The organism is Nonomuraea sp. NPDC048901, from assembly GCF_040649695.1.
Taxonomy (GTDB): Bacteria; Actinomycetota; Actinomycetes; order Streptosporangiales; family Streptosporangiaceae; genus Nonomuraea.
The window spans coordinates 112,872-127,594 of sequence record NZ_JBEZFW010000013.1; the positions used below are offsets into that span (position 1 = coordinate 112,872).

Annotated in this window: 13 protein-coding genes and 1 pseudogene; 7 read left to right on the forward strand and 7 right to left on the reverse strand. The window is 71.1% G+C overall.

Annotated elements, in window-relative coordinates; genetic code table 11:
• Positions 1-257: 257 nt before the first annotated feature.
• Positions 258-1,076 carry a helix-turn-helix transcriptional regulator gene (locus AB0C30_RS37735; protein WP_357953042.1) on the reverse strand — a complete coding sequence of 273 codons (819 nt, stop codon included), beginning with the start codon at positions 1,074-1,076 and terminating at the stop codon, positions 258-260.
• Positions 1,077-1,217: 141 nt separating this feature from the next.
• Between AB0C30_RS37735 and AB0C30_RS37740 the strand changes: the two genes are divergently transcribed.
• Both AB0C30_RS37740 and AB0C30_RS37745 read left to right on the forward strand, forming a co-directional pair.
• Positions 1,218-2,297 carry an exo-alpha-sialidase gene (locus tag AB0C30_RS37740; RefSeq protein WP_357953043.1) on the forward strand — a complete coding sequence of 360 codons (1,080 nt, stop codon included), beginning with the start codon at positions 1,218-1,220 and terminating at the stop codon, positions 2,295-2,297.
• A 3-nt stretch (positions 2,298-2,300) separates the two neighbouring features.
• On the forward strand, positions 2,301-2,609 hold the full coding sequence (locus AB0C30_RS37745; protein WP_225292858.1) for a hypothetical protein: 309 nt from the start codon (positions 2,301-2,303) through the stop codon (positions 2,607-2,609).
• Positions 2,610-2,667: 58 nt separating this feature from the next.
• Here the strand turns inward: AB0C30_RS37745 and thyX are convergent, their stop codons facing one another.
• A complete protein-coding gene (gene thyX / locus AB0C30_RS37750) occupies positions 2,668-3,450 on the reverse strand; it encodes an FAD-dependent thymidylate synthase (RefSeq protein ID WP_357953044.1) in 783 nt (260 codons plus the stop codon).
• Between the two features lie 153 nt (positions 3,451-3,603).
• Between thyX and AB0C30_RS37755 the strand changes: the two genes are divergently transcribed.
• Together AB0C30_RS37755 and AB0C30_RS37760 are read left to right on the forward strand one after the other, a co-directional pair.
• Positions 3,604-3,954, forward strand: a complete 351-nt coding sequence (locus tag AB0C30_RS37755; protein ID WP_357953046.1) for a DoxX family protein — start codon at positions 3,604-3,606, stop codon at positions 3,952-3,954.
• Between the two features lie 13 nt (positions 3,955-3,967).
• Positions 3,968-4,456 carry a MarR family transcriptional regulator gene (locus AB0C30_RS37760; protein WP_357953048.1) on the forward strand — a complete coding sequence of 163 codons (489 nt, stop codon included), beginning with the start codon at positions 3,968-3,970 and terminating at the stop codon, positions 4,454-4,456.
• Here the strand turns inward: AB0C30_RS37760 and AB0C30_RS37765 are convergent.
• From AB0C30_RS37765 to AB0C30_RS37780, 4 genes are all read right to left on the reverse strand, one after another.
• Entirely contained in the window at positions 4,453-5,232 is a 780-nt protein-coding gene (locus AB0C30_RS37765; RefSeq protein WP_357953050.1) for an ABC transporter permease, read from the reverse strand. The genes AB0C30_RS37760 and AB0C30_RS37765 overlap by 4 nt on opposite strands.
• Positions 5,232-6,125 carry an ATP-binding cassette domain-containing protein gene (locus AB0C30_RS37770; RefSeq protein WP_357953052.1) on the reverse strand — a complete coding sequence of 298 codons (894 nt, stop codon included), beginning with the start codon at positions 6,123-6,125 and terminating at the stop codon, positions 5,232-5,234. The genes AB0C30_RS37765 and AB0C30_RS37770 overlap by 1 nt, the downstream gene beginning before the upstream one ends.
• Before the next feature lie 56 nt (positions 6,126-6,181).
• Positions 6,182-7,330, reverse strand: coding sequence for an amidohydrolase family protein (locus tag AB0C30_RS37775; protein ID WP_357953054.1), 1,149 nt, complete (start codon positions 7,328-7,330; stop codon positions 6,182-6,184).
• Positions 7,331-7,477: 147 nt separating this feature from the next.
• Entirely contained in the window at positions 7,478-9,607 is a 2,130-nt protein-coding gene (locus tag AB0C30_RS37780) for an anthranilate synthase component I (RefSeq protein ID WP_357953055.1), read from the reverse strand.
• A 293-nt stretch (positions 9,608-9,900) separates the two neighbouring features.
• Between AB0C30_RS37780 and AB0C30_RS37785 the strand changes: the two genes are divergently transcribed.
• The 3 genes from AB0C30_RS37785 (at position 9,901) to AB0C30_RS37795 (ending at position 13,922) form a co-directional block, all read left to right on the forward strand.
• Positions 9,901-11,349: a glycosyltransferase family 39 protein gene (locus AB0C30_RS37785; protein ID WP_357953057.1), complete on the forward strand. Its 1,449-nt coding sequence runs from the start codon at positions 9,901-9,903 to the stop codon at positions 11,347-11,349.
• Positions 11,350-11,412: 63 nt separating this feature from the next.
• On the forward strand, positions 11,413-12,999 hold the full coding sequence (locus AB0C30_RS37790) for a CocE/NonD family hydrolase (RefSeq protein ID WP_357953059.1): 1,587 nt from the start codon (positions 11,413-11,415) through the stop codon (positions 12,997-12,999).
• Positions 12,981-13,922, forward strand: a complete 942-nt coding sequence (locus AB0C30_RS37795) for a WYL domain-containing protein (RefSeq protein ID WP_357953061.1) — start codon at positions 12,981-12,983, stop codon at positions 13,920-13,922. Before AB0C30_RS37790 ends, AB0C30_RS37795 begins: the two co-directional genes overlap by 19 nt.
• 21 nt (positions 13,923-13,943) lie before the next feature.
• Here the strand turns inward: AB0C30_RS37795 and AB0C30_RS37800 are convergent.
• Positions 13,944-14,658, reverse strand: a pseudogene (locus AB0C30_RS37800) (SDR family oxidoreductase); the annotation flags it as partial.
• Between the last annotated feature and the right edge of the window lie 65 nt (positions 14,659-14,723).

Consider the following 14,723-nt stretch of genomic DNA (forward strand, 5'->3'; position numbering starts at 1 on the left):
CCCCCATGGGGACCTCTGCCACAACGGACCGCCTTCTTCGTCTCCCCGGAGGGGGTATCCGCCCCGAGCAGGACGGACCGTCTTCTTCCGCCCCGAAATGGCATCCCCCATGGGAGGCCCCAGCCACAACGGACCGGCTCCTTCCGCGCCCCCGAAGGGGGTATCCCATCCCAAGGACACCAGCCATGACGGACCGGCACAGTAACGGAGACGGTCGCGCAACGGACCTGGTGACAGCGCCAGACGCGGCGGCGTCGCTAGGTGGCGGCGGGCCGCTGGAACGCGGCGGCGGTCTCGTCGTCGCTGGGCCAGAACGTCTCGATGGCGAGCTCGGCGACCGTCACATCCAGAGGCGTGCCGAACGTGGCGATCGTGGTGAACATCGACAGGATCCGCGTCCCGTGCCTGATCCGCAGCGGCACCAGGAGGTCGGCCGGGCCCGGCACGTGCACCACGTTCAGATCCACGCCGGGGTAGGTGTAGGCGGCGAGCTCGTCGTGCAGTTCGGCCAGCTGCCCCGAGCCCGACGCCTCCGCCTGCCTGCGCAGCTGGTGCAGCAGGTGGGCGCGTACCTCCGCCAGGTTGACCAGCCGGCCGCCCATCGCCTCGGGGTGCAGCGACAGCCGCATCACGTTGACCGGCTCCTTGAGCAGCTCCGCCGGCACCCCCTCCATGAACAGGGCGGTCGCCGAGTTGGCCGCCACCAGGTTCCAGGTGGCGTCCACGACCAGGGCGGGGTAGGGCTCGTGCCCGGCGAGGATCTTGTCGAGGGCCTGCCGGACGGCCTGCATCTCGGGGGCGCGTACCTCGCGTTCGGGGAAGACCGGCGCGAACCCGGCCGCGACCAGCAGCCTGTTGCGGTGGCGCAGCGGCACTTCCAGCTCCTCCGACAGCTTCATCACCATCTCGCGGCTCGGCCGGGCCCGCCCGGTCTCCAGGAAGCTGACGTGGCGAGCCGACACCTCGGCCTCGATCGCCAGATCGAGCTGGCTCACCCGCCGCCGCTGCCGCCAGGATCGCAGCAGCTCCCCGAACGACTCATCCCCCACCGCGAACGCGCCATTGACCGACCCCATACGGCAACGCTACCGAACAGCAGGGAAGCAGCACGATTACCTCGGGAGTAATCGCGCGGCAAATCGCCCAGTCCTCGGCGCTCCTGGTCACGGCGTGGCACGATGGCCGGGAAGCGAACACGGGAGCGATGGGAGCTTGTTATGAGCGACGCAGTGCTCGCGATCGGCACCCGCAAGGGCCTGTTCCTCGCCCGCTCGACGGACGGCGGCCCGTTCGAGGTGGCGCCGATCCAGTTCTCCACGGTCGGCGTGACCTCGGTGGCGATCGACACGCGCGCCGCCACGCCGCGGATCCTGGCGGGCATCGAGTACGGCCACTTCGGCCCCTCGGTGATGTACTCCGACGACCTCGGCGAGACCTGGCAGGAGGCCGAGCGTCCCCCCATCGCCTTCCCCGAGAAGACGGGCGCGACCCTGACCAGGGTGTGGCAGCTCATGCCCTCTCCGGCCGAGCCCCAGGTGGTCTGGGCCGGGGTGGAGCCGGGCGCGCTGTTCCGCTCGGAGGATCGCGGCGTCACCTACGAGCTGGCCGAAGGACTGTGGGAGCACCCGCACCGCCGGCACTGGCAGCCGGGCGGCGGCGGGCTGTGCCTGCACACGGTCGTCAGCCACCCCACCGACCCGCAGGTCATGGGCGTCGCGGTGTCGACGGGCGGCTTCTATCGCACCAACGACGGCGGCCTCTCGTGGGAGGCCGCCAACCAGGGCATCCGCGCGCCGTTCATGCCGGAGGGCCAGCAATATCCCGAATACGGGCAGTGCGTGCACAAGGTGGGCATGCACCCGTCCCAGCCCGAGCGGCTCTTCCTGCAGCACCACTTCGGCGTCTACCGCAGCGACGACTTCGGCGGCTCCTGGCACGACATCGGCTCGTCGTTGCCGTCCGACTTCGGTTTCCCGATCGTGGTGCATCCCACCCGGCCCGACACGGTGTACGTGCTGCCGCTGACCGCCGACATCGACCGCACCCCGGTCGATCACCGCTACCGGGTCTTCCGCAGCCAGGACGCCGGCGGCACCTGGCAACCATTGGAGACCGGGCTGCCCGAGGGGCCGGTGCACGCGAGCGTGCTGCGTGACGCGATGACCGCCTCCGAGGCGGGGGTGTTCTTCGGCACCCGCGACGGCGAGGTCTACTGCTCGCGGGACGACGGCGGCACCTGGTCGACGGTCGTCCGGCACCTGCCCGACGTGCTCAGCGTGCGTGCGGCGGTGCTGTAGCCCATGGCCAAGAACGTGATGATGGTGGTCTTCGTCCTGCCCAACTCGCTGCGCCGGTGGGTGAGCGGCGACAGCGAGGTGAAGGTCTTCGCGGTCGCCGCCGACCAGCACACCCCGCCGACGCTCGGCTCCGCACTGGACATGCTGCGGCGTACGCATCCGCTGCTGGAGGAGCGGCTACGCGACGACTACGGGCGCATCCGCCGGCACATCAACATGATCGTGTGCGGCGAGAACGCCCGCGGCCTCGGCAGCCTCGACTGCGCGCTGCCGCCGGGCGCCGAGGTCTACGTCATGCCCGCGCTGGCCTGATCACGCCTGCTTGTCAGGTGCACTGATCACGCCGGCTTGCCGACCCGGCTGATTCAGTTCACACCTTGCGCCAGCCGGGGACCCAGGCCCCGTCCTCGATGACGTAGTCACCGAAGAGGGCGGGCGCCTCCTTGACCATGAGCGCGCCGATGTGCTGGAACAGCAGCCGGATCTCCTCCTCGGCCCCCACCGCCGTGCGCGCCTCGATCGTGTGCCGCAGCGTGCGGACGTTGGCCGTCCAGACCAGGCCGGTCGCCAGCCCCTCCGGGGCGAAGCGGCGCATGAACGAGGTGCGGTGCTTCTTCTCCGAGAACGGCACGCCCTCCTCGTCGAGCCCGAAGTGGCCGGCCATCCAGACCTGGAACTGCTCCATCTGCTCCAGCAGGGCCGTGGCCCGCTTCATCAGCTCGGGGTCGGACTGGGCCCACTCAGGGAACCAGAACGGCAGCTCGTCGAGGCGGACGAAGCGCAGCGACTCCTGCGAGATGGCCACCCCGGGGCGGTGCCTGACGAGCTCGTGGGTGAGCACGCGGCTGACGTTGTGCAGCACGAAGCTGAAGTTGAGGTGCTCGAGCACCGAGCCGTGGGCGCTGGCCAGGATGTTGCGCAGGTAGTCGCCCTGGTCCTCGCGGATGCGCACGACGTTGGGGTTGAGTCCGGGCTCGAAGGAGCGGTAGCACAGGCGCCCGGCGAACTCGGCCAGGTTCTGTGCGTCGAGGTCGCCCCGGTCGAGCCGCTCCAGCCAGCTCTCGCCGCCGACCTCGCCCAGGTAACGGGCGAGCTCGTCGTAGTCGAGTTCTGGACGGGCGACGAGGAACACCTCGGGTTCGACGGTGCGCATGGGCGAGCCCCCGCTCGGGTTAGGCGATGTGATGGCCCCCAGCAAACCAGGTCACGGACCCGCGCGCGACTCGGCGCGGGGCGGGGCTGAACACTTGTCCCTTCAAGTTTTTCGCCCTACAGTCAGCACCCTCGATACTTGAAGGGACAACTTATGAACGTCGTCCTCTGGGTCCTCCAGATCCTGCTCGCCGCCGCCTTCCTCGTAGGAGGGTTCCTGAAGGCCACCCAGCCCAAGGAGAAGTTCCAGGCGCGCATGGGATGGGTGGATGACTTCAGCCAGGCGCAGGTCAGGGGTATCGGCGTGGTGGAGGTCCTCGGCGCGCTCGGCCTGGTGCTGCCCTGGGCCACCGGCATCGCCCCGATCCTCACGCCCCTGGCGGCGGTCGGCCTCGCCATCACCATGATCGTCGCTGCCCAGGTGCACCGTCGGCGCAAGGAGAGCTTCGCGGTTAACCTGGTACTGCTGGCGATCGCGGTCATCATCGCGGTCGGCCGATTCTGACACTGGGGGTCCCTTGGTCGAAGGGCTCGGCCATGACGAGCAGCGAGCGTGGCAGGGCCTGCTCGCGGTGATGCTCGTCGGCATTCCGCAGGTGGAGCGCACCTTCCGCGCGTACGGGCTGGTGCACATCGAATACGGCCTGCTCAACACGCTGACCGCCGGGCCGCTGCGGCTGAGCGACCTGGCCACCCTGGGCAACGTCTCGATCAGCCGCCTGAGCCACCGGGTCAGCAAGCTGGTCGAGCGCGGCTACGTACGGCTGCGGCCCGACGAGAACGACGGCCGGGCCAGCGTCGCCGAGATCACCCCCGAGGGGCGGGCGGTCATCACCGCGATCGCGCCCGACCACGCGCGAGCCCTGCGCGAGGTGCTGTTCGACCACCTGTCGCCCGAGCAGGTCGCCGCGCTGGCCGACGCCATGCAGAGCGTCGGAGCCAAGCTCGGCGCCTGCATGGCGGACGACCGCGGGAGAGAAGGCCACGACCCCACCGGGTGCGGCTAGGTGATGTCCTGCCGAATCGTCGTGGCCGAGGCGACCGCCGAGAAGAGCACCGCGTACCCGAGCAGCACCAGGGCGCCCGCCCAGGCCGGCAGCAGGTAGTCGGTGCCGAGCCCGAGGTCGACGCCGCTGTTGGTCACCGCGCTGCCCGCGCCGGCCGGCGTCCACTTACCGACGGGCTGCAACACCGGGATCGCGTTGACCAGGGCCTCGACGATGAACACCCACACCACCGCGACGATGATCGCGCCGAGCTGGTTCTTGATCAGCGCGCCCAGCCCGACACCGAACAGCGTGTAGAGGACGAGCACGAGCAGCACGCCCGTGGCGATGCGCAGGACCTTCGCGGACAGGACCAGATCACCGCCGGACAGCAGGACCGACACGACCACCGCGATGGCGGTCAGCGCCAGCACGATCAGCCCGAAGGCCAGCCCGACGACCACCCCCGCCCCGAGCTTGGCCACGACCACCCGCTCGCGCCGGGGCGTGGCGAGGAACGTGGTGGTGATGGTCTGGTAGCGGTATTCGGCGGTCATCATGACGACCCCGAGGATCATCGGGAACAGCGCGCCGCTCGAGCCGAGCCCCCACAGGAGCTCCTGGAAGGGCACGGTGCCCCGGCTGGGGAAGACCTGCTGACCGTTCTGGCCGGTCTGGCCGGCGAACCCGATCGTGAGACCGAGCTGCAGGAGCACATAGGCGACCGTGACGCCCAGCATCACCCACCAGAGCCTGGTGGTCCGGAGCTTGAGCAGCTCCGCCCTGATCAGCGTCATCAGCCCTGCCCCTCCCCCGTCAGCTCCAGGAAGACCTGTTGCAGGTCGGAGCGTTCGGTTGTGACCTCGCTCAGCACGACCTTCGCGTCGAGCGCGATCCGGCCGATGTCCTCGGCGCCGAGACCGCGTACGCGCAGGAACCCGTCCTGCTGGTCGACCGTGGCTCCGGCGCCTTCGAGGGCCGGGACGAGCTCGGCGGTCCCCGTGGTGCGCACCCTGACGGCCGCGTCGGCGTTGGAGACCAGCTCGGCCAGGCTGCCCTGGCGGACGAGACGGCCCTTGGCGATGATCACCACGTTGTCGACGATCTGCTCGACCTCGGCCAGCACATGGCTGGAGACCAGGACGGCGGCGCCTTGGTCGTGGGACAGGTAGCGCAGGAAGCCGCGCAGCCACTGGATGCCCGCCGGATCGAGCCCGTTGGCGGGCTCGTCGAGGATGAGCACCTTGGGATGGCCGATCAGCGCGGTGGCCAGCGCCAGCCGCTGCCGCATGCCGAGCGAGAAGACCTGCACCCGCTTGCCGGCCACGTCGGCGAGGCCGACCTGGTCCAGCGCCTCCGTCGCGCGCTCGCGGGGCAGCCGGGCCGCCGCGCAGAGCACCCGGAGATGGTTGAGGGCCGTACGGCCCGGATGGAAGTTGGTGGCTTCGAGTACCGCGCCCACCTCACTGAGGGGATGCGGTAACTCGACGTAGCGCTGGCCGTTGACCAGCGCCGTGCCGGAATCGGCGGTGCACAGCCCGAGCAGGCTGCGCAGGGTGGTGGTCTTGCCCGCCCCGTTCGGGCCAAGGTAGCCGGTGATGGTGCCCGGCTCCACTGTGAACGACACCCCGTCGACCGCGCGTACCGGTCCGAACGCCTTGCAAAGGTTTCGAATCTCGATCGCACTCATCGTGAGGTAATTATCACGAATGTGGAGTTGATGGCACCTCCTACCCAAGGAGGAGTTCAGAGGCGGTATACCCGGCGGGCATTGCCGGAGCCGATCATGTGGGCCACCCTGGCCGCGTCGGCGGCGCTCCACTCCCCCGCGTCGAGCCGCGACTTCAGCGCGGCGGCCAGCGCCCGGCGGAAGTAGAGGGCGCCCAGGTGGCCGGTCTCGGCCACGCCGTGGCAGCCGGAGCCGAAGAGCAGCTTGTGGAACGGCGCCAGTTCCAGCAGTTCGTCCATGATCCGCGCGGACCCGGCGGCGCTGTGGGTCAGCGCGAGGCCGGCGTCGACGTAGACGTGCGGGAAGACGCCGGCCAGGTAGGCGGCCTGGCGGTGGAACGGGTAGCCGTGCAGCAGCACCACCGGCACGCCGGCCGGCTGCAGCGCTCTGAGGAACGTGGTCATCCGCGCCGGGTCGGTGCGATGCAGGCCGGAGTAGGACGGATCACCGAATCCGGCGTGGAACTGCAGCGGCAGGCCGCGGTCCCTGGCCACGTCGACCGCGGTCCACAGCAGGTGGCGCAGCAGGATCGGGTCGGTCAGCGGCTCCTTGGGGTCGGACAACCGGCGGTTGGCCGCCGCGATGACCGAGCCCCTGCTCGGCCTCGACGGGTCGAAGTCGAGGCCGCACCGATGGCCGATGACCGTCGCCATGCCCACGGCTCTGGCGGCCCTGGCGGTGAGCTCCTCGGCCAGGCTGTCCATGTAGTCGAGGGCCGTCTCGGCCATCTCCACGACGTCCTGCTCGATCTGCTCGACGCCGACGACCTCGTTCGCGCTCGCGTCGCCGTGGCGGGCCAGTTCGGCGGCCGTCAGCAGCTCGGCGCCCTCCATGCCGGTGTCGACCAGGAGCGCCCCGACCCCGGCGGCCCGCAGCAGCCGCCGGTTGACCTCGTCGGCGCCGAGGTCGGCCCGGCGCGCCAGGTAGACGGCGGGCGGCGCGTGCGGCTCCAGGCCGAGTACGGGCGCGCACCACCGGCGGATGGCCGCGCCGATCGGCGTGTCGAAGTGGGTGGTGCCCGGCGGCGCGGGGCAGCCGCCCTCGTTGAGCAGCAGCTCGAACTGGGCTCTGGACAGGTCGTCGCGGCGCACCCCGTGACAGTGGTGGTCGACGAGCGGGGCGAGGAGGGCGTCACGCACCGTATCGGGAAGATCTACGGGGAGCATGCGGAGACTCTAGGTGGCCTCCGCACGCCCCCGCGGCCGTTTTACCTACCCGAGAGACGCGCTAGATCCTCACGTGTGAAAGCGCGCTCCGGTCCACACGTGCGAACGCTCCGGTCCGCACGTGGGAAACCGCCCCAGACCCGGCCCTCACCGGCGGGCGAGGCGGAGCACGTTGGCGATGACGCGCGCGCCCGCGCCGCCCTCGGCGGTGAGGATGGACTCCGGGTGGAACTGCACGGCGAAGCGGCGCCGCTCGGTGTCCTCGATCGCCATGACGTTGCCGTCGGGCGTCAGCGCGGTCGGGGTGAAGCCGACCACGCCGGCCCGCTTGGCGTGCAGGGAGTGGTAGCGGGCCGCGACGAACTCCTCGGGCAGCCCGTCGAGCAGCGCGTCGCCGCCGCCCAGCCGGGTGACCTGGCCGCGCTTGCCGTGCTCGGGGTAGTCGAGCAGCTCCAGTGAGCCGCCCGCGTGCTCGACCATCGCCTGCAGGCCGAGGCAGACACCGAAGACCGGCAGGTCACGGGCGTAGATCTCATCGATGAGCGCCGACATGCCGAAGTCGGACGGCCAGCCCGGGCCCGGCGACAGGACGACGAGGTCGGGCGCGATGTCGTCGAGCATGGCCGAGGGGAAGCCGTGGCGCAGCGTGACGACGTCGGCGCCCTCCTGGCGGAAGTAGTCGGCCAGGGTGTTGACGAAGGAGTCCTCGTGGTCGACGAGCAGCACTTTCATGCCCTGGCCGGGCTGCTCGCGGACCGGGACGACCGGCTTGGCGTGCGGCTGGTTGACCGCGGCCAGGGCGCCGAGCAGGGCGCTGGCCTTGAGCTCGGTCTCGCGCTCCTCGGCCTCCGGGTCGGAGTCGAACAGCAGCGTGGCGCCGGCCCTGACGGTCGCCAGGCCGTTCTTGATCTGGGCGGTGCGCAGGGTCAGGCCGGTGTTCATGGAGCCGTCGAAGCCGATGAAGCCGATGGCGCCGCCGTACCACCTGCGGGTGGTGGCCTCGTGGTCCTCGATGAACTGCATGGCCCAGGTCTTGGGCGCGCCGGTGACCGTGACGGCCCACATGTGGGTCAGGAAGGCGTCGAGGGCGTCGAACTCCGGCCGCAGCCGGCCCTCGATGTGGTCGACGGTGTGGATCAGCCGGGAGTAGAGCTCGATCTGGCGGCGGCCGATGACCTTGACGGAGCCGGGCACGCAGATGCGCGACTTGTCGTTGCGGTCGACGTCGGTGCACATGGTCAGCTCCGACTCCTCCTTGACGCTGGTCAGGAGGGTGCGGATGGCCTCGGCGTCCTCGATCGGGTTGCTGCCGCGGGCGATGGTGCCGGAGATGGGGCAGGTCTCGACGCGGTCGCCGCTCACCCGGACGTACATCTCGGGCGAGGCGCCGACGAGGTGTTCGCCCTCGCCGAGGCTGATGATGAACTCGTAGGGGGCCGGGTTGCTGTGCCGCAGGCCGCGGAAGAAGGCCGACGGGTCGGTGCAGGAGGCGTGGAAGACCTGGCCGGGCACGACCTCGAACAGGTCGCCGCGCTTGAACTTCTCCTTGGCGGCGGCCACGACCTTGGCGTATGTGCCCCTCTTGGGGTCGGCGGGCACCTCGGCGGGCTCGGTGAGGGGCACGGACTCGCCGGTGCGCTCCAGGCCGCGGGTGGTGGCGCCGTCGACGGTGAACTCGTAGCGGTACTCGACGCTGGTCTCGCGCTGGCGGTCGATCACCACCAGTCTGTCGGGCAGGTGCAGCACCAGGTCGCGCTGGTCGTCGGGGCGGACGAGCTCCTGCCTGATCGGCTCGAACTGGAAGGCCAGGTCGTAGCCGAAGGAGCCGTAGAGGCCCAGGTGCGGGTCGTCGCCCCGGAAGGCGGCGATGACCTCGCGGATCGCGGTGAACACGGTGGGCCGGCGGCTGCGCATCTCCTCGGTGAGCAGGTCGCCCGACTCGGGCACGTAGACCTCGACGTGGTCGGCGGTCGGCTCCTCGACGGGCTTGCCGGCGGCCAGCAGGCAGGAGACCACGGCGGGCAGCACGACCCTGCCGCGGGCGTTGAGCGCCCTGGCGGAGATGTGGCGGCCCCTGGCGACCAGCTCCAGGCACGGGTCGACGTAGCCGAACGCCCATCGGCTGTAGCGGCCCGGGTAGTCCATCCCGGAGGAGAAGGCGCCGCCGCGTCTCTCCCCGAGCGCCGTCACGATCTCTTCGAGCGCTTCCTCAGGCACCTGGCGTACCTCGCGCTCGACGCCGATGCCCCCGGCGGTGGTATATCCGCTCGTCTCCACTGCTGCCCCTTGTCGAAAACCGATGATCGAACACCGACACTGATGCCCCGGGGGCGGACACGAGAAAGGCCGCCTTCCGGGGCGGCCGTCCGTTGAGGAATGCGAATCACGCGCCGCCTACTAGCGGCGCCACCACTGAAGCTGCAACGAGATTCGCATGTGGCAAGCGTAACCGGCTCGCGATGATCACGCAACGCGCCCGCGCCGAGACGCCCCCAGATGGGCGAAACGCCCGGCAAATAGGGGTGCGCAACTCCTGACGGGAGTTCTGACGAACGGCTAACTTTGCAATCATGGAACGCCCCCCGTTACTAGCGTGGCGCTCGGTCACGTTGATCTCGATCTTGTTGTTCGCGGTGCTGCTGCTGCTCAGTGGGAGCTACGGATATCACCGCGATGAGATGTACTTCCGTGTGCTGTCCGAGCACCCCGCCTGGGGGTACGTCGATCAGCCCGCGTTCGCGCCGATGGCGGCCAAGCTGTCGATCGCCGTGTTCGGCGACACGCTCTTCGGGATCAGGGTGCTGCCCGCGCTGGCCGCGGCGATCCTCGTCGTGCTCGTCACGCTCATCACCCGCGAGCTGGGCGGCCGTGGCGTCGCGCAGATCCTGGCCGCGCTCGGCACGGCCACCGGCGCCTACACCTTCATCGCCGGGCACACGCTGCTGACGCTCAGCTTCGACCTGCCGTTCTGGGCGGCGGCCATCCTGTTCATGACCAAGGCGCTGATGCGCGAGCAGCCACGGTGGTGGCCGGCCGTCGGCGTGATCGCCGGGCTGGCGACCTACAACAAGCACCTGATCGTCATGCTGCTGCTGGGCCTCGCGGTCGGGCTGGTGGCTGTGGGGCCGCGCCGGGTCCTGGCCAGCCCCTGGCTGTGGGGTGGCGCGCTGATCGCGGCGGCGCTGGCCGTACCGAACCTGCTCTATCAGGCCACGCACGACTGGCCGCAGCTCAAGATGGCGGCGGCACTGAGCTCGGAGAAGGGCGGCGAGCTGCGGGCGCTGTTCGTGCCCATGCAGCTCACGCTGTTCGGGCCGGTCGTGACGATCATCGGCGCGTTCGGCTGGCTGCGCCTGTGGCGCGACCGGCGGGTGCGGGCGCTGGCCGTCGCCTATCCCGCCGCGGCCGTGGCGACGCTGATCAGCGGCGGGCGCTTCGACTACACGGCCGGCCTGATCCTGCTGCTGTTCGCGGCGGGCTGCGTGAGCGTGGAGGCGGCGGGTCTGGGCAAGGTACGCCTGGCCACCGGGTTCCTCGTGGTGAACGGCCTGGTGTCGGCCGTGATCGCGCTGCCGCTCATCCCGGCCGCCCAGCTGGCCGCCACCCCGATACCGGCGATCGACGAGGTCGTGCGCGAGTCCATCGGCTGGCCGCAGTTCGCGGCCAAGGTCCAGAACGTGCTGCGCGCGCTGCCGCCGCAGGACCAGGCGCGGGCCATCGTCATGACCGGCAGCTACGGCGAGCACGGCGCGCTCGTGCGCGCCGGGATCCCGCGCGTCTACAGCGGCCAGAACCAGCTCCACGAGTACGGTCCGCCGCCCGAGAACGCCAGCGTCGCGGTCATGGTGAACATCGGCCCGCGCGGCATGGACTTCCAGTACGACGGCTGCGAGCAGAAGGACCGCGTCGACAACGGCGTCGGCGTCGACAACGAACTGCAGGGCATGGGCATCTTCCTGTGCCGGGGGCTCAAGCAGCCGTGGAGCGTCGCCTGGCCCCGCTACCAGCACTTCGACTGACGCCCCGGCCGTTGGGGTGCCCCCGGGCTACCGGACCCCGGAGGCATCTGTTACTCGTAGGTAATGCGACGTGTGCGGGTCCGGCGTGACCTTCCCATTCCGATGCCCGACGGCGTGACCCTCCTGGCGGACCATTACGCGCCGGTCAGAGGAGGGGACCGCGCGCCGGTGATCCTGATCCGCTCCCCGTACGGCCGGCGCGGCCTGTTCGGCTGGATGTGCGGCCGGGGCTTCGCCCGGCGCGGCTTCCAGGTGGTGATCCAGAGCTGCCGGGGCGGTTTCGGCTCGGGCGGGACGCTGGACCCCCTCGGCGACGAGCACGACGACGGCCTGGCCACCGTCGCCTGGATGCGCGCGCAGCCCTGGTACGGCGGGTCGTTCGCGATGTTCGGCCCCTCCTATCTCGGCTACGCGCAGTGGGCCATCGCGGCCGAGGCCGGACCGGAGCTGAAGGCCATGGCCACGCAGATCACCGCCTCGCAGTTCAGGGACGCCGCCTACGTGGGCGGGGCGTTCGCGCTGGAGTCCGCGCTGAGCTGGACCACGCTGACCGACGCCATGTCCCGCCCCTTCGGAGGTACGGCGATGCTGACGGCGCCCCGGCTGACCCGCCGGGCGGTCCTGTCCGGGCGGCCGGTGGCCGAACTGGACCAGGTGTCGGCCGGGCGGCCGCTGCCCTTCTTCCAGGACCTCCTGGAGCACCATGCCGACCCGGCGGTGCCGTACTGGGACAAGCGTGACTTCTCCCCGAAGGTCGGCGAGGTGGAGGCGGCCGTCACCATGCTGGGCGGCTGGTACGACGTGTTCCTGCCGTGGCAGCTCAAGGACTACCAGGCGATGCGGGCGGCCGGGCGGCGGCCGTACCTGACGATCGGGCCCTGGTACCACGTGGACCGCCGGCACGGGCGGCCGGCCATGGCCGACGCGCTGGCCTGGTTCCGCGCGCACCTGCTGGACGACCCGTCCGGGCTGCGCCCCGATCCGGTGCGGCTGTACGTGACGGGGGCCGAGGAGTGGCGCGACTACCCCGACTGGCCGGTGCCCGAGATGCGGCCGGAGCGGTGGCACCTGCAGCACGGCTTCGGGCTCGGCACCGAGCTCCCGCGGGAGGACGAGCCCGACCGTTTCCGTTACCACCCGGACCATCCGACGCCGGTGCTCGGCGGCCCGGTGCTGCTGGCCGACTCCAGGCCGAGGGACCAGCGGCGGCTGGAGGCGCGGCGCGATGTGCTGGTCTACAGCTCCGCCGCGCTGGAGTCGGACGTGGAGCTGATCGGGCCGGTCGGCGCCGAGCTGTTCGTCAGGTCGAGCACCCCGTACGTGGACGTGGTCGTGCGCGTCTGCGACGTGCATCCGGACGGCCGCTCGCTCAACGTGTGCGAGGGTGTGCGGCGCCTGGGTCCCGACTCGGCGGCCGACGACATCCGGCGGGTGCTGGTGGACCTGTGGCCGGTCGGGCATCGGTTCGCCCGCGACCACCGGATCCGGGTGCACGTCGCCGCCGGGGCCTACCCGACGATCGCCCGCAATCCGGGCACCGGCCAGTCGCTCGGGCTGGGCGGGGAGATGGTGCCCGCCGACGTCGAGGTGTTCCACTCCCCCGAGCATCCCTCGGCCATGATCCTGCCGCTGTGCGCGCCGCGCGGTTGATGTCGCTGCTCCTGCTGCTGCAGGGGCGCGGCGGGATGACGGCCGCGGAGCTGGCCGAGGAGTTGGAGGTGTCCGAGCGGACCATCCACCGCGACGTGCTCGCGCTGTCGGAGTCGGGGGTGCCGGTCTACGCCGATCGGGGGCGCGGCGGCGGCTACCGGCTGCTGGACGGCTACCGTACCCGGCTGACCGGGCTCGACCGGGCCGAGGCGGAGGCGCTGTTCCTGTCGGGGGTGCCCGCGGCGCTGCGCGAGATGGGGCTGGAGGAGGTGGCCGCGACGGCCCGGCTGAAGGCCGCCGCGGCGCTGTCACCCGGCGTGCGCGACGCGCCCGCGACGGCCGCGCAGCGCTTCCATCTGGACGCGCCCGGCTGGTTCGCCGGTGACTCCCCGCCCCCGGCCGCGCTCGCGCCGCTGGCCAGGGCCGTCTGGCGGGACCTCGCCGTGACGGCCGTCTACAAGGGCGCGGAGCGGACGGTGGAGCCGTACGGGCTCGTGCTCAAGGCCGGCGCGTGGTATCTGGCGGCCAGGAGCGGGGAGCGGTTCCTGATCTACCGGGTGGACCGGTTCGGGGAGATCTCCGTGCTGGCCCGGGTCTTCGAGCGCGACCCGGGCTTCGACCTGGCGGCCTTCTGGACGGGGCAGTCGGCGGCGTTCACCCGCTCGCTGCTGCGCGAGACGATCACGTTGCGGCTGAGCGAGGCGGGTGTGCGCCTGCTGCGCCACATCGCCGACCCGGCGGCCCTGCCCGACGCGCTGGCCTCGCTCCAGCCCGACGGGACGGTCCGGCTGGGGGTGGAGTCGGTCCAGGTGGCCTACAGCCAGGTGCTGCGTTTCGGGCCGGAGGCGGAGGTGCTCGAACCACCGGAGCTGCGCGCCCTGGTCGCCGGGGCGGCGGCCCGGCTGGCGGACCTCTACCGGTAGCCCTTACCGGCGGGCGGCTCTCTACCGGTAGTCCTCCGGGTCGGCCTCCTTACCGGCCTCCCGGACCTCGGTGATGAAGCGCCACACGTCCGGCCTGCTGCCGTCCACGTCCGTGAACCCGTACACCTGGGCCAGCTCGCCGCTGGAGACCGACCGGCCCGACCAGCGGCCCTTGTCCGGGTCGGTGGCCAGGGCGGCCACCGCCCGGCCCACGTAGGCCGGGGTCTCCGACACCGCCCACGCGGGGTCGGGCGCCGCCTCGCGCCAGGTCTCCTCGGTGACGCCGAACAGCTCCAACATGGCCTCCGAGCGCAGGAACCCCGGGGTGAGCGCCACCGCCGTGCCGCCGTACGGCTCCAGGTCGTGCGCCTGGCTGAAGGCCAGCCGGTTCACCGACACCTTGGCCAGGTCGTAGTACGGCGAAGACCCGGTAATGCGTGTCGTTGTAGCCCGTGGTGCCGTCGGTCACCTCGACCACCAGCCCGCCCGGGTGGCGGATCAGCAGCGGCAGCAGGTAATGGCTGGTGATCAGGTGGGTGTCGATGGCCAGCCTGAGCAGGCGCAGCCCATTGTCCAGATGGTGCTTCCACACCGGCGTGTCCCACTCGTACAGCGGCTCGCCGCCCCACACGTCGTTGACCAGCACATCAAGCCGTCCCTGCTCGCGCTCGATCCGCTCGGCCAGCGCCTTCACCTGTGCCGGGTCCAGGCGATCCACCCGCACCGCGATGCCGGAAAGAGGACATCTCTTGTCATGTTTTACGCGGGACCGGCTACCGGCCGGCCGAGGACCGCCGCCCG